This window comes from Pseudochrobactrum sp. B5, assembly GCF_001939785.1.
Lineage (GTDB): Bacteria > Pseudomonadota > Alphaproteobacteria > Rhizobiales > Rhizobiaceae > Pseudochrobactrum > Pseudochrobactrum saccharolyticum.
Genome location: NZ_MOYL01000006.1, coordinates 202,112 through 221,759, shown reverse-complemented (window position 1 = coordinate 221,759; position 19,648 = coordinate 202,112). Strand labels below are relative to the sequence as shown.

General features: G+C 52.6%; 20 protein-coding genes. 7 read left to right on the top strand and 13 right to left on the bottom strand.

The genetic code is table 11. The features are described from left to right. Positions 1-43: 43 nt before the first annotated feature. From tolB to BKD14_RS19190, 11 genes are all read right to left on the bottom strand, one after another. Positions 44-1,354: a Tol-Pal system beta propeller repeat protein TolB gene (tolB, locus tag BKD14_RS16710; protein WP_022710534.1), complete on the bottom strand. Its 1,311-nt coding sequence runs from the start codon at positions 1,352-1,354 to the stop codon at positions 44-46. 126 nt (positions 1,355-1,480) lie between these two features. Then, entirely contained in the window at positions 1,481-2,560 is a 1,080-nt protein-coding gene (locus BKD14_RS16705; RefSeq protein ID WP_075657309.1) for a hypothetical protein, read from the bottom strand. A gap of 7 nt (positions 2,561-2,567) precedes the next feature. Continuing rightward, positions 2,568-3,017 carry a protein TolR gene (gene tolR, locus BKD14_RS16700; protein ID WP_022710532.1) on the bottom strand — a complete coding sequence of 150 codons (450 nt, stop codon included), beginning with the start codon at positions 3,015-3,017 and terminating at the stop codon, positions 2,568-2,570. Positions 3,018-3,098: 81 nt separating this feature from the next. Beyond that, entirely contained in the window at positions 3,099-3,809 is a 711-nt protein-coding gene (gene tolQ, locus BKD14_RS16695; protein ID WP_022710531.1) for a protein TolQ, read from the bottom strand. Positions 3,810-4,292: 483 nt separating this feature from the next. Next, complete coding sequence (ybgC, locus tag BKD14_RS16690) at positions 4,293-4,769, bottom strand: tol-pal system-associated acyl-CoA thioesterase (protein WP_075657308.1); 477 nt, start codon at positions 4,767-4,769, stop codon at positions 4,293-4,295. Continuing rightward, complete coding sequence (gene ruvB / locus BKD14_RS16685) at positions 4,769-5,809, bottom strand: Holliday junction branch migration DNA helicase RuvB (protein WP_075657307.1); 1,041 nt, start codon at positions 5,807-5,809, stop codon at positions 4,769-4,771. Before ruvB ends, ybgC begins: the two co-directional genes overlap by 1 nt. A gap of 36 nt (positions 5,810-5,845) precedes the next feature. Next, positions 5,846-6,463, bottom strand: coding sequence for a Holliday junction branch migration protein RuvA (ruvA, locus tag BKD14_RS16680; RefSeq protein WP_075657306.1), 618 nt, complete (start codon positions 6,461-6,463; stop codon positions 5,846-5,848). Further along, a complete protein-coding gene (gene ruvC, locus BKD14_RS16675; protein ID WP_022710526.1) occupies positions 6,460-6,993 on the bottom strand; it encodes a crossover junction endodeoxyribonuclease RuvC in 534 nt (177 codons plus the stop codon). Before ruvC ends, ruvA begins: the two co-directional genes overlap by 4 nt. 261 nt (positions 6,994-7,254) lie before the next feature. Next, positions 7,255-7,761, bottom strand: coding sequence for a DUF1465 family protein (locus tag BKD14_RS16670; protein WP_028233530.1), 507 nt, complete (start codon positions 7,759-7,761; stop codon positions 7,255-7,257). Positions 7,762-8,381: 620 nt separating this feature from the next. Further along, the gene (opgC, locus tag BKD14_RS16665) at positions 8,382-9,602 is read right to left on the bottom strand and encodes an OpgC domain-containing protein (protein WP_075657364.1); all 1,221 of its coding nucleotides are present in this window, start codon (positions 9,600-9,602) and stop codon (positions 8,382-8,384) included. A 44-nt stretch (positions 9,603-9,646) separates the two neighbouring features. After that, complete coding sequence (locus BKD14_RS19190; protein WP_139316460.1) at positions 9,647-9,922, bottom strand: hypothetical protein; 276 nt, start codon at positions 9,920-9,922, stop codon at positions 9,647-9,649. Between the two features lie 74 nt (positions 9,923-9,996). Here BKD14_RS19190 and BKD14_RS16660 point away from each other — a divergent pair, with 74 nt between their 5' ends. The 6 genes from BKD14_RS16660 (at position 9,997) to BKD14_RS16635 (ending at position 16,363) form a co-directional block, all read left to right on the top strand. Beyond that, complete coding sequence (locus tag BKD14_RS16660) at positions 9,997-10,662, top strand: thiamine phosphate synthase (RefSeq protein WP_075657305.1); 666 nt, start codon at positions 9,997-9,999, stop codon at positions 10,660-10,662. A 12-nt stretch (positions 10,663-10,674) separates the two neighbouring features. After that, positions 10,675-11,844, top strand: a complete 1,170-nt coding sequence (locus BKD14_RS16655; protein ID WP_175576127.1) for a tetratricopeptide repeat protein — start codon at positions 10,675-10,677, stop codon at positions 11,842-11,844. A gap of 335 nt (positions 11,845-12,179) precedes the next feature. Beyond that, positions 12,180-12,740, top strand: a complete 561-nt coding sequence (gene efp, locus BKD14_RS16650) for an elongation factor P (RefSeq protein ID WP_022710520.1) — start codon at positions 12,180-12,182, stop codon at positions 12,738-12,740. 445 nt (positions 12,741-13,185) lie between these two features. Then, positions 13,186-13,977, top strand: coding sequence for an inositol monophosphatase family protein (locus BKD14_RS16645; RefSeq protein WP_022710518.1), 792 nt, complete (start codon positions 13,186-13,188; stop codon positions 13,975-13,977). Between the two features lie 312 nt (positions 13,978-14,289). Next, positions 14,290-15,324 (top strand): MotA/TolQ/ExbB proton channel family protein, encoded by a 1,035-nt coding sequence (locus BKD14_RS16640; RefSeq protein ID WP_139316459.1) that lies wholly within the window; start codon positions 14,290-14,292, stop codon positions 15,322-15,324. A gap of 10 nt (positions 15,325-15,334) precedes the next feature. Beyond that, positions 15,335-16,363 (top strand): peptidoglycan -binding protein, encoded by a 1,029-nt coding sequence (locus BKD14_RS16635; protein ID WP_075657303.1) that lies wholly within the window; start codon positions 15,335-15,337, stop codon positions 16,361-16,363. Positions 16,364-16,460: 97 nt separating this feature from the next. Here the strand turns inward: BKD14_RS16635 and BKD14_RS16630 are convergent, their stop codons facing one another. Continuing rightward, on the bottom strand, positions 16,461-18,266 hold the full coding sequence (locus BKD14_RS16630; protein ID WP_075657302.1) for an ABC transporter transmembrane domain-containing protein: 1,806 nt from the start codon (positions 18,264-18,266) through the stop codon (positions 16,461-16,463). Positions 18,267-18,449: 183 nt separating this feature from the next. Here BKD14_RS16630 and rpmE point away from each other — a divergent pair, with 183 nt between their 5' ends. Next, a complete protein-coding gene (gene rpmE, locus BKD14_RS16625) occupies positions 18,450-18,671 on the top strand; it encodes a 50S ribosomal protein L31 (RefSeq protein WP_075657301.1) in 222 nt (73 codons plus the stop codon). Positions 18,672-18,799: 128 nt separating this feature from the next. Here the strand turns inward: rpmE and BKD14_RS16620 are convergent, their stop codons facing one another. Further along, positions 18,800-19,585: an aspartate/glutamate racemase family protein gene (locus tag BKD14_RS16620; RefSeq protein ID WP_075657300.1), complete on the bottom strand. Its 786-nt coding sequence runs from the start codon at positions 19,583-19,585 to the stop codon at positions 18,800-18,802. Between the last annotated feature and the right edge of the window lie 63 nt (positions 19,586-19,648).

The following is a 19,648-nucleotide window of genomic DNA, read 5'->3' as shown; positions in this document are numbered from 1 at the left end:
ATAAGCTCTGTGTCCTATTCAGCACACAGAGCTTATCTCAAACTTAATTCAGCAATGGCGACCATGCCGGATCAGAAGCCGCATTCGGCGTCTGTATCTGGCGTTCATTGCGGCCGGTCAGATCAATCGTGTAGAGACGGGATGTACCGCCGCTTTCACGGAAGAACATCAGAACACGGCCGTTCGGTGCCCATGTCGGACCTTCATTATGGAAGCCGCTTGTCAGCAGGCGCTCACCCGAACCATCGGTTTTCATCACGCCGATCGAGAACTGACCACCGGACTGCTTGGTAAAGGCAATCAGATCGCCGCGCGGTGACCATACCGGTGTCGAATAGCTGCCGTTGCCGAAAGAGACGCGCTGCGGGTTGGAGCCGTCGGCACCCATCACGTAAATCTGCTGGCGACCGCCACGATCGGATTCAAATACGATCTTGGAACCATCCGGCGAATAGGATGCCGAGGTATCAATGGCCTGACTGCTGGTCAGACGGGTGGTTGTGCGCGAACGCAGATCCATCGTGTAAATATTGGCGCTACCATCATCCTGCAGCAGGCTCATCACCACTTTCTGACCATCAGGAGAAAAGCGTGGTGCAATCGTCATGCCCGGGAAATTACCGACCAGTTCCTGCTGTCCTGTTTCCAGCTGCAGCAGGTAAACGCGCGGCCGGTCACCGGCAAAAGACATATATGTGATTTCCTGACGGCTTGGTGAGAAGCGCGGTGTCAGCACCAGATCTTTACCATTCGAAAGATAACGCACATTCGCGCCGTCCTGATCCATGATCGCCAGACGCTTGACGCGTTTCTGCGCACTGCCGGACTCATCAACAAACACGATACGTGTATCGAAATAGCCTTTTTCACCGGTCAGGCGCTCATAAATCGCATCGGCGATAATATGGGCAACGCGACGCTTGTTTTCCGGTGTTGTGAAAAATTGCTGGCCTGCAAGCTGCTGTCCGGCAAAAGTATCCCACAGGCGGAATTCCGCTTTCAGACGGCCATCCGGCTGCTTGGTCACGCGGCCGGTAACCAGTGCCTGCGCATTGATGACTTTCCAGTCTTCAAAACGCGGTGCCACATCCGGATTGCTGATTTTTTCAATGAATGCTTTTTTGTCGATCGGCGCAAAAAGGCCGGAACGCTCAAGATCCGCAGCGATGATAGAGGTAATTTCCGCACCCAGCGCATCACCGGACAAGAAGTCGGTCAGAGCAATCGGCAGCGGGTCAACATTACCCTTGTTAATATTTACTTCCACAACGGCGCGTGCAGGCAGCACCGCAGCCGTGCTCACTGCCGCAGCGACAGCGAGAACTGAAAATAAGGTTTTAAACAGTGTTTTCATGATGGCGTGGACCTCGTTTGTCCTGATCATATTTGGTTCTGTGAGACGTCTCACATGCTTTGATATTGAAGAGCTTCACAGAAAGCCCCTGAAACCGGCGCTACGCAGCGCCGGTCCGTATTCCGTTTAGAACATTTCGCTCGGGTCAAAATTCACGATGACCGTCGCCCAGGTTTCATATTTATCCCGCGGCAGATTGTAAGGCGCTGCACGCATCACCGCACGCCGCGCACTGTCTGCTGCCGCACGGCCAACGATAGAATCGCCGCCCGTATAGGTGACTTCCGGCGAGCCGTTAATCGAGCCGTCTTCGTTCAGCTGCATCTTAACGATAATGCGAAGGTCAGAAGCATCGGCCACACCCGAAGGGATACTCCATTTGTCACTGATCTGACCTTTCAGAGCGTCCATTTCCGTCTGACTGAGTTTGGCTCCGCCGGTTGTTTTCTTGGCACCGAAAGCTTCCTTGTCGGTAGAGCGCTTGGCTCCGCCGCCCGCCGCTTTTTCACGGTTCAGGAGTGCGGTAACCTCGTCAGCCTTCGCATCTTTATCTTTCGACGTATTCTGCGCGGTCGTGCTTGGCTTTTCCGGTTTCTTCTCGTCTTTTTTCTTATCCTCAGCCTTGGCCGTTTCCGTTGGCTGCGGTTTCGGTTTGGCTTCCGGCGCCGGAACACGATCCGGCAATTTGACTTCTTCAGCCTGTTCCGGCTGCTGCGCAATTGCTTCTGCAACAGGATCCGGCTTCACCTCAGCCTTTGGTTCCGGCTTCGGCTCCACTTTTGGCTCCGGCGGCTTTACCGGTTCAGGCGGTTTAACCGGCTCCGGTTTTGGTTCAGGCTTGTTTTCCTGTACAGGCTCCGGCTTTTCAGCCGGTTTTTCCGCAGGCTTAGCCGCTTCTGCGGTTTCAACAGGCTTCGGCTTTTCATTCGGCATCGGCGGTGTTTTCAGATCAAGCTCGCTGTCACCGGCATTTTCCGCCTGCTCAACCGTTTTCGGCTTAGTCGTTGGTTTTGGTGCTGCTTTTTCCGCTTTCGGCGCTTTTTTATCGCCCTGCTGTACCTGTGAAATATCTTCAATCGGTACAATATCGACAGGGAAGGATTCAGTATCAGTCATGTCAAAAGGCTTCGGCGAAGAGAACGAGAATAGTCCCCAGCCGATAATGACCACATGGATGAGTGTTGAGGAAGTCAGACCTGCCTTCATGATGGCGTCAGCTATCCTGCTCCTGGAGGGTCACCAGACCGATATTCTTGAAACCGGCAGCGGAAATACGTGACATCACTTTCATCACAGTACCGTAATCGGCATTTTTATCGCCGCGCACAAAAACGCGCTCTTCATAGCCGGTTTTGGCGATAGCTTCGAGTTTCGGCACCACTTCTGCAATGTCGATCTCGGTTTCCTGCAAATAGACCTGCCCCTTGTCATTCACGGACACGGTAATCGGCTGAGTATCGGCATTCAGCGCCTTGGCCTGCGTATCCGGCAGATCAATCGGCACACCGGAGGTGAGCAGCGGTGCGGACACCATGAAGATAATCAGCAGCACCAGCATCACGTCCACGAAAGGTGTGATGTTGATTTCGCTCATCGGAGCCTTCTTGCCGCCGCGTCTGCGACGACCGCCTGCTCCGCCCTGACTTCCTAATGACATACCCATATCTGGAACCTTCCGGCCTTAATCTTTTGACCTGATATCCGGCCTGAATTTAAAACGACTGACGCACACAAACCGGATAATTTATCCGCGCGGCGTCAGCTTCTCATCAATTTGTCGCGACAGTATGGCCGAAAACTCATCGGCAAAACCTTCCATACGTGCGGTGATTTTTGCCGAGTCTGCGGTCAGCTTGTTATAGGCAATAACCGCAGGGATAGCGGCCAGAAGGCCAATCGCTGTTGCAAGCAATGCTTCCGCAATACCCGGCGCCACAACGGCAAGGCTGGTATTTTTGGAAGCGGCAATCGCCATAAACGAGGTCATAATACCGACAACGGTACCGAACAGACCGATAAATGGTGCGGATGTACCAATGGTGGCCAGAAAACCGAGGCGTGATTCCAGCTTGTCGTTTTCACGCGCCAAGGCCACATCCATCGCTTTTTCAATACGCATCTGCAACGCAATCGGGGAACGGGCGCCTTTTTCGAAAGACTTTTTCCACTCGCGCATCGCTGCCATGAAAATGGCGCTCATGCCGGTGGTACGGCGTTCACCGAGATTGCGGTATAATTCTTCCAAAGACTGGCCGGACCAGAAGACCTGCTCAAAACGCTCAATCGCACTTGTTGCACGGCGATAAGCCAGTGTCTTGTCGACGATAATCGCCCATGTCCAGATTGAGGCAGCCAGCAAGCCCAGCATGACCAGTTTCACAACCCAGTTGGCCTGCATGAACAGTCCCCAGAGACTGACATCAGCTGTATGTGCTGCAATGGGTAGCGTTTCCATTTGTCACCTGTCCTCGAATCCAAACGCCCGGCTCATCACCGGGCGGCAAAAGCAAAACGGTTCACCGCGCAGTTTTCTGCGCAACCGTTTCGATCTGTTGTTACCTTAAGCGGTCCGGATGCATTGTTTGCCTGCACGGCCCGCCGAATTGCTTTGCGCCGTATCTGCATAGTGCCGGACACAATCTTGTGCATGACCGGCTGTTTTGCTTTTTACGGTTAATTTTGGTGAAAGGAAGGCGACAGGCAGATTCATGCCCTCACCTCTCCGTCTTGGACTAAAGATGAACTATTATGGTTAAAGATAAGTTAGGATTCGCACTATTGCGGGCAATTTTACGTGCTGCGCCTGATTTTCCGCCGCCGGTTTTTGAGCCAGCGCCACATTCAGCACTGCCTGCGCGATCACAACCGATTTTTGAAATGCCGCAGGATTATGCCCGCCCAATTGTCCCGGCTTGATGATTAAAATCTCTGCCGAAAATTAAGCTGTAAACAGCGCTTTCCACTCTTTGGGCATCCGTTTCGGACGACCTTGCTTATTAATCAATGCCGCTTCGACCTGTGCTTCAATCAACAGCTCACCATTTTTGCGCTGAATGCGCTGGCGCATTGTCACCCGCGCACCGGAGGCTTCGGTCACGCAAGTCTCAATTACCAGCATATCATCAATGCGGGCAGGCAAGCGGAAATCAATCTCCATGCGTCGCACGATCCAGACAATCGGCTCGCCAAGCTGTCCCTCTTCCAATTGCGTATGGTGCACACCTTTCAGGCGCAGAAAATCGGTGCGGCCGCGCTCCAGAAACTCCAGATAACGGGCATGATAAACCACGCCGGAAAAATCCGTATCGGCATAATAGACCCGCGCCAGCAACCGGTGCCCTTCCGGTGTCAGCGTGCCATTAATCACTTCAGATTCAGTTGCGCTTAAATCGTCTGGAACTGTTACATCCGGCATCAGGCTTCATCCTCAAACAGGGTGATCTGCCGTGCAGTCAGATCTGTCGGTGCCGTCAGTCCCAGATGCTGCCATGCAAGTGCTGTCAGGACACGGCCGCGCGGTGTACGCTGCAAAAAGCCCTGCTGGATCAGATAGGGTTCAATAATATCTTCAATCGCATCACGCGGTTCAGACAGACCAGCGGCAATCGTCTCAATCCCCACAGGTCCGCCGCCAAAATTACGTGCAATCATATTGAGATAGCGACGATCCAGTTGATCGAGACCAATATTATCCACTTCCAGACGGATCAGCGCCTCATCGGCAATCTTCGCATCGACAATGTCTGCTTTTGCTACCAGCGCAAAGTCACGGACACGGCGCAGCAAACGTCCGGCAATGCGCGGTGTTCCCCGTGCGCGACGCGCAATCTCGCGTGCACCATCATCGGAAATATTCAGCTGCATCAGCCGCGCACCGCGGCGCACAATATATTCCAGCTCATCAACCGTATAGAAATTCAGCCGTACCGGAATACCGAAACGGTCGCGCAAAGGCGTGGTCAGAAGACCGAGACGGGTTGTCGCCGCCACCAGCGTGAATTTCGCCAGATCAATCTTGACGGAGCGTGCTGCAGGCCCTTCGCCGATAATCAGATCGAGCTGATAATCTTCCATCGCCGGATAGAGAATTTCTTCCACCGCAGGGCTGAGACGATGAATTTCGTCGATAAACAGCACATCGCGGTCTTCAAGATTAGTGAGCAATGCCGCCAGATCACCGGCTTTGGCAATCACCGGCCCTGAAGTAGAGCGGAAATTAACGCCGAGTTCTTTGGACATAATCTGCGCCAATGTGGTTTTGCCCAAGCCCGGAGGGCCGACAAACAACACATGATCCAGAGCTTCACCACGGGTTTTGGCTGCTTCGATAAAAATTTTCAGATTAGCGCGTGCTGCCGCCTGACCGACAAAATCATCAAGGCTTTGCGGGCGCAAAGCCGTGTCCGTATCCTCCCCGCGCTTTTGCGCAGAAATCAGACGATCTTCATCACTCATCAGTTACACCCGCATTCATTTTCTCAGGCAACGCTCTTATCGCGCCAGTTCTTTCAATCCAAGCCGGATCAGCTTGGCAGAATCTGCATCTTCTCCGGTCTCGCGCAAGGCACTGGCCACCGCATTGGCAGCCTGATCGCGTGAATAGCCGAGATTGCTCAGCGCGGAAACCGCATCACTTACTGCAATGGAAGCCACACCCTCACCGATTTCCTGCTTCAGCCCGATATTGGCCGCAGCATCACCGGCAAATGCAGGTGCTTTATTCTTCAGCTCGGTCACAATGCGCTCGGCTACTTTTTTGCCGACACCCGGCGCACGGGACACCATAGCAATATCACGCAAAGCAATGGCATTGGCGAGTTCAGACGGCGTTAATGTGCCCAGCACTGCCAGTGCCACTTTGGCACCAACGCCCTGTACATTCTGCAACAGCCGGAACCACTCACGCTCCAATGCCGTGCCGAAACCGTAAAGCCGCAGCACATCTTCACGCACATAGGTCTCAATCAGCAGAATGGCCGCTTCACCCGCTGAAGGCAGATTGCCCAGCGTGCGCGCAGAACAGAAAGCCACATAGCCGACACCATGCACATCAAGAATGACATGATCGTCAGCAATTTCATCGACAACACCTTTCAGTTTCCCGATCATGATATGGCTGCAATCCTCCCGCTTTTCTTCAGTTCTGCCAGATTATACAGGCTGTGCCGGTTATGGGCATGACAAATGGCAATCGCCAGCGCGTCAGCCGCATCGCTGGTATCAAAGCTCGCACGCGGCATCAGCACTTTGACCATCATATGAATTTGCTGTTTTTCACCGTGGCCGACACCAATAACGGATTTTTTCACCGCATTCGGCGCATATTCAGCCACACGCAATCCGGCCTGCGCCGGTACCAGCAGCGCAATACCGCGCGCCTGCCCCAGCTTCAGCGTAGCACCTGCATCTTTATTGACGAATGTATGTTCAACAGCCGCTTCATCCGGCATCATCTGATGCAGAACAGCGCTCAATCCTTCATGCAACTGGCATAAACGCGAGGCGAGATCCATTTTGTCATCAGAGGTGACAGTTCCCGCTGCAATAAAATGCAGGGAATTACCCATGGACTCAATCACGCCCCAGCCGGTGCGGCGCAAGCCCGGATCAATACCAATAATGCGAATCGCCTGTTTCATATGCTGACCTTACCTTGTGTAAGGTGCATTCAACAATCAAAATGTGAACAAAATGGAAACATCGCAATTTAAAGACAGGAGAAGATGCCAAAGCGTGTCTGGCTCAAATGGATTCATTTAGCGTCCGCGAATATGCGACAATTAAATGAAACCAGAGCGTGTGCATTTAATCATAGCCACTGCGCTCGCTCTGTCTTTTTGTTTTACGCATGTCGTTATCGGAAAACCGGTTCCCACTTTTCCGCGACAAGCGCCGGCAGATCAATTACTGCCAAATGCTGTGCGCAACAGAATGATCTGATCCGAAACCGGATTACCCTTGCATTCAACCAGTTCACGGATCGGCTGGTGATAGCTGTCACCATCCATGCAACGCACACGATCCTGAAGATGCAGCGAATGCGCAATCATATCGCGGAAAGCCTGCGGCAGTTCTTTCCAGCCAGCGGTCTTTTCACCGGCAGAATGGGTTTCCAAACTGACCTTTGCCTTCTCTTTTGCCACCATTTCGCGCGGCATATCACCGGAACGGCTGGCACGCAGCAGCAAAAGCCAGGAGGCAATATGCATCAGACGCGAGGTCAGACGCATGGATTCAGCGGCATAAAGTGTTGCAGCCTTGTGAGACAGGGAACGCGCAGCGTCTTTCCCCTCACCGTCAAGATAAGCGGCGGCTTCTTCCACCAGCGCCATACCTTCACTGTAAAGCGGTTTGAAACTGTCTGAAAACACCATACGCTCCGACAGACGGATCATATTGTCCGGCACTCTGTTTTCGCTGCGATGTGTCTGTTCCATCATCTTGTTCTGCTCACTGGCAACTGCAGTTCACTGAAACGCAGTTGTAATTTTTGACAAGCATTCCGACCACGTAAGGCACCGTATTTTCTCCGGTTTATAACCGGCCAAACAGGCGAATCCCCTATAATCAGGCTGCACTTCACTCGTTTGCATCACAAAGCGTGATCGTAAAAAACCGTTTGGCTATGGCCTATCCAAGCAAAATGCACGCTCATACACGCTCGCGCAATAATATGGTTAAAGAAAGATGAATTGTGATTTTGTGCTTGCCAGAGAAAATAATGCTATCCAGGCGAATAAAGCCAGCCTGTTCAGATAGTTAAGCAGAATCGCCCATATTTTCCACTAACAGCAATGCCTGCCCGCTGATTTTAGCAGAAGTGCTTTATCCACAAAGCGGCTCTCAACTGCGGATAAACAAAGCAGGTCCGGAAATAAAAAAAGAGCCGCAAAAGCGGCTCTCAGAAGTTTAACAGGGAGGCGTCATACAGAGGGACCAAGTCCACTCGGTAAGAATCCGGCAAAACCGGATAGCCTTATATTCTTTTGTTAACTTTAATATTTGGTTAATGCGGTTTCTATCACTTTCAGGAAGCAGGAACCGAACGCGGCTTCACAGCTATAGGAGCTGGCTTCCGGCTTTCTGCAGCCCGTGCGGATCTTGCAATTTCAGGCACAGGGCTTTTCGAAACTGCTTTGCCTTTCCAGCCGATGCGCGGCAGCCATTCCAGATAATAGACCAGCGCAAACTGAGCCATAATACCGCCCGCAATCAGCAAGGTGTCAAAGGACAGGCTCACCGGATAGACATGGCGCAGCGCCTGACCAACCATCGCCAGAATAGTACCGGCCACGAAAACCGGCAGCGAATGTTTACCCAGCAAGGCCAGCGGATGGTTCATATCAAGACGGGCTTTTTCCGACAGCGCAGGAATACCGGTAATCACATAGGCAAGCGCCAGCACATGCAACAAACGGGTTGCCGAGAGATAGGTCTTGTCAAAACCGGTCAACACCGCAGGCAGGCCGAAGGAAATATCCCAGTTCGGATGCGGGACACGCAGCCACAGTAAGGAGAAAACCAGATAACCGATCGCCGCAATCATCAGCGGACGGTTCTGATCAAAGCGGCCGCCCTGCTTCACATAGGTCATCGCACCAATACCGATGGCGAACAGAAACTGCCACGACAACGGATTAAGGAACCACACGCCCTGTGTCGGATAATTCACCGGCGCAATATGATAATAGCCGGACAGAAACCAGATCGAACCGGAAATTGTCAGCATCAGCGAAATGCTGATCCGCGACAGATAAAGCATGACCGGCGCAAACAGCATCAGCACCAGATAGAGCGACAGAATATTATTATAGCCGAGCTGATGGCCAAGCGTGGCCAGACCGACAAAAGCCTGCGCAGGCTGTTCCATCACAGTCTTGATATTAATCATTTCCAGCATTTCCGGCCGTTTCATATAAATGGCCGTAAAACCGAAAATCGCCAGTGTGATGAGCGTTGTCATCATCTGCGCCATATAAAGCGTCATCGACCGGCGTGCCATCTTCAATGACAGCAGCAGGCGATTGCCTTCAACAAATTTGGAACTATAGGCAAGCGCAACAGCCAGACCGGAAATCAGCACAAAAGCTTCCGCAGAATCGGAAAAACCGAATTCGCGATGCGTGAATTTCTCATAAATTGTGCCCGGAACATGGTTGATGAAGATCGTCAGCAATGCCAGCGCCCTGAAAACATCAAGACGCGTATCGCGCATTTTCACCATCTGTCCTGCATTATGTATTGTCATTGCCAGCCTGCCTTTTGCCTGACTTGCCTGAATGTTTTCATCTCTCAAGAAGCGAAAACATGTCCTGCAGACAGTTTTTGTCTGCATACAACAATACGACTCAAATGGGACACGAAAGCGGCTAAGCTACTGCCTACCCCCATCACATTATTTTCCAGAACTAAACAAAACGGCAATGACAATAAGTTGTTAGCATCAAGATCGAAGGGAAATTCGGGGAAAAAGGACAGTGCTCCGATGTTTTTCTGTCTGTCTTTAAAAACCGCGTTATCTTTTGGCAAATATGCTCTAAACAGAAGATAATGACCGGTATATTGCATATTTTACACTGTGCAATTCCCGAACTTTGCCATTTTTATGGGCTATTGGCGCCCGCTCAACGAGGCTTTATCTGATGAAATTTCCTGCAAACCGTCCGCGTCTGGTGCTGGTTGTCCCTTCTCCTTCTTCGGAAGAGCATACGGCAGATACGCTGCTTGCCACGCTGGATAAAGCCCTGACTGCAGGCGACATTGCCAGCGTCATTCTCGACAACGGGAAAACCGACGAGGCATCCTTTCAGTCTTTTGCAACATTGGCTGTTGGCAAAATTCAGGCAGCAGGCGCCGCAGCCATTATTCTGAACGACACCCGCACTGCCGGTCGTGTCGGCGCAGACGGCGTGCATATTGAAGGCTCTCTGGCTGATATTGCAGATGCTGTTGAGCGCTATACGCCGAAAATGATCGTCGGCACCGGCAATGTAAAAGAACGCCACACAGCGCTGGAAGTCGGTGAGTTGCAGCCGGATTATATGTTCTTCGGCAAAATCGGTGCCGATACCAAACCGGAAGCCCATCCGCGCAATCTTTCACTGGCTGAATGGTGGGCGGCAATGGTCGAGATTCCGGCTATTTTGCAAGCCGGTGCAAAACTGGATGATCTCGCGGCTTGTTTTGCCACACATGCAGAATTTATCGCATTGGGTACCGCTGTGTTTTCCGCAAAAGATCCTGCACAGGTTATTGCCGATGCAAACCGCCAGCTCGATGAGATGAGCGCGGCTGAGACTGAAGAGTAACAGAGTTAGACCATGCTGAAAAAATCCGTTTTGTTCAACAGCACCTGTGCTTTCTGGTTGGTTGCCGCAGCGACATCTATGCCGGCAACCACTGTCATGGCTGCAGAGGCCGCAAAACCGGCACCTGAGAAAACAGTGCCTGAAGCTGACAAGTCCAAAACGGATAAAACAGAGACGGATAAACCGGCAGATCCGACCGGCGCATCTATGGATGTACCGGCAGTTTCAACCGGCTTCACTATTCCGGAACTTGCCGGATCATGGTCGAAAAATCAGACTGAAAAGTCTGATATGCTTCAGCAACCGGCAACAACCGATGCCATGCCCGCTTTTAACGAGAACCGGTTCGGAGACAAAATTGCCGATCCGGCCTTTGGTGCATTTCAGCGCGGTCTTTATCTGACAGCCTTCAATCTTGGTATGGAGCGCGCCAAAGCCGGTGATCCGGCTGCGCAAACACTGGTAGCTGAAATCTATGCCCGTGGTCTTGGCGTCAAATCCGATCAGAAACAAGCAGCGCACTGGTATGGCTTAGCCGCAGAAAAAGGCGAACATGAAGCCCAGTTCCGCTACGCCGCCATGCTGCTTCAGGGCATCTATGTTACCAAGGACGCGAAAAAAGCTGAAGAGCTGATGCAAAAAGCGGCCGAGGCAGGCAATGCCATGGCACAATTCAATTATGCGCAAATGCTGATGATGCGCCGTCCCGGAGCCAAAGGGCTGGATGAAGCCGCACCATGGTTCCAGAAAGCGGCAGATGCCGGACTTGCCGATGGTGAATATGCTGTCAGTCAGCTGCTTGCCAATGGCACGACAACAATCAAACGCGACGATGCGCAGGCTCGGGAATATTTATTGCGTGCTGCCCGTAAAAATTATGACACGGCACAGCTTGATCTGGGCACATGGCTGGTCGAAGGGCGCGGCGGTGAGCGCAATTATGATGCCGGTTTCCGCTGGATGCTGACAGCAGCGCGGGGCGGCAATATTGCAGCCATGGCGCGTGTGGCACGGCTTTATCGTGACGGCATCGGCACAGACGGCAATTCGGTTGAGGCTGCGGCATGGTATATTCTGGCGCGGCGCTCAAAACTCAATGCCAAAGACCTCGATTCTTTCATGGACGGGCTGACAGATGAAGAGATTCAGCAGGCCATCGCCCGTGCAAACAATCTGCGCTGACAGGTAAAATTGCATTTTTACTAACATAGAGCGCTGTGCGCCCGATCAGGCGCATAGCGCTTTAACACTTTAAATGAGAGCATAATTTTCGCTTAAACTGATTCAAGTTTAAGAAATTATGCTCTAGTGCAGCCCGAAGTCCGGCAAAGCATCGTATCAGACTTGCTAAAATTGCAGATTTATGGTCTTGAAAACCCCGATTGATATGGCTTGAGAGCCCTCTGATACCGCCTGCGGCATTTTTTGCCAAACCGCCACCGGTTTTGCGCGAAGCGACGCAGAATTTCAAAGGGTAAATCAGAGAAAATTTCACACTAATTCCGGATTGAACGAATATGAAGATCAACGGTAACGAAATCCGTCCCGGCAATGTCATTGAGCACAATGGCGGCCTGTGGGCAGCAGTTAAATGCAACGCGGTTAAACCAGGTAAAGGCGGCGCCTATAATCAGGTTGAACTGAAAAACCTTATCGACGGCACCAAGCTGAATGAGCGTTTCCGTTCCGCTGAAACTGTTGAGCGCATCCGTCTTGAGCAGAAAGACTTCTCTTTCCTCTATGAACAGGGTGAAGCTCTGATTTTCATGGATACCGAAAGCTACGAACAGCTCGAACTGAACAAAGACTTTGTTGGTGAGCGCGCTGCATTCCTGCAGGACGGCATGATGGTCACCGTTGAAATGCACGAAGAACGCCCGATCGGCATTCGTCTGCCGGATCAGGTTACACTGGCAATCACCGAAGCTGATCCGGTTGTTAAAGGCCAGACAGCGGCTTCTTCCTACAAGCCTGCAATTCTGGAAAACGGCATCCGTATTCTCGTGCCGCCTTTCATTGAATCCGGCGAACGTGTTATCGTTGACACCAACGAACTGACCTACGTATCCCGCGCCTGATCCGGCTCAAAATACCACCTGTACTCTTCAGGATTTAAATATTGTTTCATCCGCAAGGCATGCTTTGCGGATGAAAAAGCTGTTAAGCACATTGACATTTGTGAATAGATCCAGAAAACGAAAGCACTTTTCGGAGAATGTGCGCGTGCTCATATTATTGGGCTGCGTCGATCTGATCCGGCCGTGCCGGACTATGCTCTAAACAGTCTCTCGCTTTTAGCTCAGATATTATTTATGCATGATCTTTATGCATATAAAAGATTATCCGGCGAACAGACGCTGCTCACATTTAACGTCTGTGCCAGCCGGTTTCCACACATGAAAACTGCCCCTCGTCTTTGGTGAGGCTTAGCGGTTTTCTCTTTGACACGAACGCATAAATTGTACCGGCCGGCGATGCAGACTTCAGCCAGCACCGGACTTATGCACTGACAGGACGAAAAATATGGCGCGCTCAGCAATTCTCAACGTTATGGTTCAGGCCGCAATCAAGGCCGGACGCTCACTGGCGCGTGATTTTGGTGAAGTACAGAATCTGCAGGTCTCGCTCAAAGGCCCGGGCGATTATGTAAGTCAGGCCGATAAAAAAGCCGAAGATATTATTTTCAGCGAACTGCGCCGTGCGCGTCCTGATTATAGCTTTTTGATGGAAGAACGCGGTGCGGTTGAAGGTGCTGACAGCCAGCACCGCTGGATCGTTGATCCTCTCGACGGCACCACCAACTTCCTGCACGGTATTCCGACCTTTGCCGTTTCCATCGCTCTTGAGCGTCAGGGACAGGTTGTTGCCGGTGTGATCTACAATCCTGCAACCGACGAACTTTACACCTCTGAGCGTGGTGGCGGTGCATTCCTCAACGACCGCCGCCTGCGCGTTGCAGCCCGCTCCAAGCTTTCTGATGCTGTGATTACTCATGGTATGCCGCATCTGGGTCGCGGCAAGCATGGTCACTACCTCATCGAACTGCGCAATGTTATGGGCGAAGCCGCCGGTATGCGTGCGTTTGGCGCTGCTTCTCTGGAGCTTGCTTATGTCGCTGCCGGTCGCGTTGACGGCTACTGGGATGAGCCGCTGTCCCCTTGGGATATGGCAGCCGGTATTCTGATGGTACGTGAAGCCGGTGGCTTTATCTCCGACAAAAACGGCCAGCAGGACATGTATGAGCAGAAAAACATCGTAGCCGGTAATGAGCTCATTCACGGCCAGCTGCTGCGGACAATCAAAAAGCCGGTCTGATAAAACGATCAGGCTGAAATCACCAATCCCCCGTTCATCTCTGATGCGCGGGGGATTTTTTTATATCCCGCTCCCGTTTTCACCGCTCTGGAGCGGTTTACGTCCAGATTGGATCATAGCGCTCGTTCTATCGCTTTATTTTTACGCATGTCGTTATCGGAAAACCGGTGTCCACTTTTCCGCGACATGCTATAGCTTGCCACAGTCGGAAATATGACAGGAATAAAAGTTTCAGTTTTGAAAATTTTGCAGTAGCGTCCTGTATCACAAAGCGGTTTCAGACAATGCAGAACAGCATCTGAAGCAAAACACATCAGGCTCAGGCGAGAGAATATTATGGCGCAGCGGGATATCAGCATGGGAACAGAATACGACCCGAACCGGCTTTCCAGCCCGCGGCAGGTCATGATGATTATGATTATATTCCTCGCTCTTGTCGCTTTTCTGGCTCTGGTACTGGTACGGCAGATCCAGACTTTCTTCGTCACCAATCCCGGCCTCAACGGCTTGATTCTCGGTGTATTGCTGGTTGGTATTATACTGGCTTTCATTCAGGTTCTGCGCCTTGTGCCGGAAATCCGCTGGGTCAATTCCTTCCGCAACGGTGATGACGGCGCGACGGATCCGGTGCTGCTGGCACCAATGCGGGCGATGATCGGCCGCCGCCAGTCTATGGCACTATCCGCCACATCCATGCGCTCTATTCTTGATTCCATTGCCACCCGTCTGGATGAAAGCCGCGATATTTCCCGCTATCTGATCGGGTTGCTGGTATTTCTCGGCCTGCTCGGTACATTTTGGGGTTTGCTGGAAACTATCGGCTCCATTGGTCAGACCATTCAGTCGCTTGATCCGAAGTCCAATGATACCGGCACGGTGCTGGATTCGCTCAAGAGCGGATTACAGGCACCACTCAGCGGCATGGGCACAGCTTTTTCGTCCTCCCTGTTCGGTCTGTCCGGTTCGCTGATTCTCGGCTTTCTCGATCTGCAATCCGGTCGCGCCCAGAACCGTTTCTATACAGAACTGGAAAACTGGCTGTCCTCGGTCACCGATCTGAATTCCGACCTGCGCGTTGATGCGGAAAACGGCAATACAACACTGGAAGAAATCCGCCTGTTCTCCGACCGTCTGCAAACGATGCAGGACGGCAACGGCACCAGCCAGCGCACAACCGCTGCTCTGGCCAATCTGGCAGACGGTGTGCAGGCATTGGTGAAAACCATGCGACATGACCAGCAGAGCATGAGTGACTGGGTTGAACGGCAGGCCGAAGAACAGAAAGCTCTGCGTCAGGCTGTCGAAAAACTGAACACCATCCTCTCCGCTACCAAGCGCGAACAATAAGGCGGAACCGATGGCCTTATCCCGTAACCGTCGCAGTGAGCGCCATGTTGATTATTGGCCGGGCTTTGTGGACGCGCTGTCCACATTGCTGCTGGCGATCATGTTTCTGCTGTCCGTCTTTGTGCTGATGCAGTTTCTGCTCTCACAAGAGGTCAATAACAAGGATTCTGTGCTGAACCGGCTCAACAGCCAGATCAGTGAACTGACCGAGCTTTTGTCGCTTGAGCGCGGCAAGGGGCAGGATCTGGAGGATACTCTGGCCGGTCTTCAGGCTTCGCTCACCGCTGCGGAAAATGAAAAATCCCGCCTGCAAAGCCTGCTCGCTTCCGGTGGCTCCGGTGCAACTGCGGAGCAACGTGCCGGTGAATTGTCTGCTACGCTGGATGCGGAAAAACAAGTCAGCGCCCGAGCCTTGTCGCAAGTCGAATTGCTCAATCAGCAGATTGCAGCCCTGCGCCGTCAGATCGGTGCGCTGGAAGACGCACTCAATGCATCCGAAGCGCGTGATCGTGAATCCAATACCAAGATTGCAGATCTCGGCAAAAGGCTGAATGTGGCACTTGCCCAGCGGGTGCAAGAACTCAACCGCTACCGTTCCGACTTCTTCGGACGCTTACGCGAGATTCTCTCCGATCGTGAAAATATCCGCATTGTCGGCGACCGCTTCGTCTTCCAGTCGGAAGTGCTGTTCCCGACCGGCTCAGCAGATATCAATCCGCAAGGCCTGATCGAAATGAAAAAGCTGGCCGATGCGGTGGTAGAGCTGAATAAGGAAATACCGGACGATATCAACTGGGTGCTGCGTGTGGACGGCCATACGGATAATGTGCCGCTCTCCGGCACGGGCCGTTATCGCGACAATTGGGAACTATCCTCAGCCCGAGCAACGGCGGTGGTTAAATTCCTGATTGCCAATGGTGTACCGGCGAACCGTCTCGTAGCCGCAGGCTTTGGCGAATATCAGCCACTGGAGGCGGATGACAGCTCCGATGCCCGCAGCCGCAACCGGCGTATCGAGCTGAAACTCACTGAGAGATAATAAAAAGCCCGCGATTATCGCGGGCTTTTTCATTTCAATGCACCTGCTGAAACTGCAGGCTTTGTTAGTTTACCGCCCGCTGAAATTGCAGGCTTTGTTAGTTTACCGCCTGCTGAAATTGCAGGCTGGCTAAACGGGCATAAATCCCGCCGGACTGGCTCAGGCTTATATGGGTACCCTGCTCAACAATGCGCCCCTGATCCATAACCAGAATATGATCCGCTTTCAGCACGGTCGCCAAACGATGCGCAATCACCAGTGTCGTGCGTCCCTGCATCAGATGTTCCAGCGCTTTCTGCACCAGCATTTCACTCTGCGCATCCAGTGCCGAAGTCGCTTCATCGAGCAACAGCACCGGCGCATCCCGCAGCAAAGCGCGGGCAATGGCAATGCGCTGACGCTGACCACCGGAGAGCATGACGCCACGTTCACCGACAGGCGCATCATAGCCACCTTCAAGCGCCATGATAAATTCATGTGCCTGCGCAGCCTTTGCGGCAGCTTCAATTTCCGCATTACTGGCATCCGGTCGTCCGAAAGCGATATTTTCACGAATACTGGCAGCAAAAATCGTCACATCCTGCGGCACCAACGCAATATTGCCGCGCAGATCATCCAGCGACAATTGCCGCAGATCCTTACCATCCAGCAGAATTTTACCCTGTAGCGGATCATAATAACGCAGCAGCAAGGCGATCAGTGTCGATTTACCGGCACCGGAGGCACCGACGATCGCAACAGTCTTGCCCGGTTCAATCACAAAGCTCACATCGTGAAGGGCTTGTGCATCCGGTCGCGTCGGATAAGCAAATTCCACATGGGAAAATTCAACGCGGCCTTCAGCACGGATAAGTCTGACCGGTTTCGCCGGTGAAGCGACAGCTGATTCTTCATTCAGCAATTCCACCAGCCGCTCCGCCGCACCGGCAGCCTGTGCCAGCTCCGCCCAAACCTCCGACAAAGCACCGAGCGAACCTGCCGCCACCACTGCATAGATCAGAAACTGCCCCAATGTGCCCGCAGACATCCGTCCGCTCATCACATCATGCGAGCCGAACCAAAGCACAGCCACAACGCTGGCGAAGATGATGAAGATTGCAAAAGCAGTCAGGATTGAGCGGGAGAGAATCGATTGTTGTGCCGCATCATAAGCGTGATCAACCGCACCGGTATAATGCGCAATCGCCGGTGCTTCATGAGTAAAAGCCTGTACGGTGCGCACTGCGGCAATTTTTTCTCCCGCATAGGCAGTCGCCAGCGCCAGCTCATCCTGCGCACGGCGCGAACGGCGGCGGACAGAGCGGCCAAAGGCCACCAGCGGCAAAACGATGAGCGGAATAGCAGCCAGTACCAGTGCCGATAATTTAGGACTGGTGACTACCATCATCACCACCGCACCGATCACCAGAATCAGATTGCGTAAGGCAATAGAAGCCGTAGCACCGACCGCAGATTTCACCTGTGTTGTATCGGCTGTCAGACGGGAAACGATCTCTCCCGACTGCACTTCATCAAAAAAAGCAGGCGAAAGGCGGGTAACATGGGCAAAAACATCGCGCCGCAGGTCAGCAACAATGCGCTCACCCAGCGTAATGACGAAATAATAGCGTGCAGCAGAGGCCACAGCCAGAACCGCAGCCAGAACCATTAGAGCAGCAAAAGACGTATCAACCAGACTGCTCGAAGCCGATATCAACCCGTTATCCAGCAGGCTGCGCACAGCCACCGGCAGAACCAAGGTCGCCATTGCGGCAGTGACCAATGCAACCAGCGCACCGGCAACAGAGCGGGGATATTGACGGACGTAAGGAAAGATTCGCGCCAGCGGCTTTAAGGACCGGCGTGGCTTTTTACCGCTCTCGGCCTCAGAAACCGCTTTGTTTTGTAAATTCGTCGCTGTCATTCTGCTTGCTTGCTATATTGCGCCCTTGTTATTAGCTGCTGCCTGATGTATAGGCTCCCCAACCCTTTTGGAAGCCGTAGCCGTATTGTCTGCAGCTTCAATGAGACAAGTGGGCGTATCTGCCGCAGTTCCGGTGATGGCCGGGGCGTGGCTAAATGCCATAAACCTTTCAGGAAGCTGACTATGAAAGCAGACATTCATCCGGATTACCACACCATCAAAGTTGTTATGACTGATGGTACCGAATATTCAACACGCTCCACCTGGGGTAAAGAAGGCGATACGATGAACCTCGATATCGATCCTTTGAGCCATCCGGCATGGACCGGCGGCAACCAGCAGCTGATGGATCGCGGTGGCCGCGTTACCAAGTTCAAGAACCGCTTCGGCAATCTGGGTATCTAATTCCCGATTTCTTGATGAGAATAAAAAAGCTCCGCAATGCGGAGCTTTTTTTATGACCTGTCTCTTTGTTTTTGCGCATTTACCTCACGCAAAACCGGTTCCCACTTTTGCTGCAAATGCAGCAGGTTTTAATAGGGCCGCACCGGTTCCAGCGGAATATCCACGCCAATCGCGCTGAGCATCTTGCGGAATGTCGCCAGATCATAGCGTTCATCTTCCGTCACCAAGGCGCGGATTTTCCCCTGCCCTTTTGTACCCTGTCCGATCCTTGAAACCATATCTTTGGCGGGGTCGAGAAAATGGCATTGCGGACGGGCATTTTCGAAAAACCGGCGCAACCATGGCAAATGTGTACTGGAAAGGGTCAGCACATCAATCTCCGGATATTTGGCAAAAACCTGCGCCAGAAATGCATCAACCGCTGCCTGTGTTTTCTCCGGTGCAAACAGAAACGCACCTGATTCTACCAGCTCCACCATCGGAGAGGCATTAATCAGCGCCACACGATCACTATAAGCACTGTGTTCAGCCACGAACTCACCGATCATCGGACTTTCCACCAGCGACTGAACACCCATGATCCCGACTTGTCCGCTATGGGACAAGCCCCATGCCTCCCGCAAAGGCGGATAGACACCGAAAAGCGGCAGATGAATATCTTGACTGAGTTCCTCCAGCACCATGATCGACGGCGCATTGGAAGCGATCACAATCGCACAAGGATTGAAGCTTGAGAGATAATCAATCGTGCGGCGCATCACCTGAATCAGTTCCGCGCGGCTTTTGCCGCCATAGGGAAAACTGGCACGGTCAGCAAAATAAATAATATCCTGATGCGGCAAGCGGTTGCGGATTTCCGCAACGACAGCATAGCTGCCGATACCTGCATCAAAAACAGCAATCGGTCTGTGCATAGATCATTCTCCCGTTTCCGTATTGCGGAACGGTGTCCGCCTCGAGAGCGATTACGCCCCGAT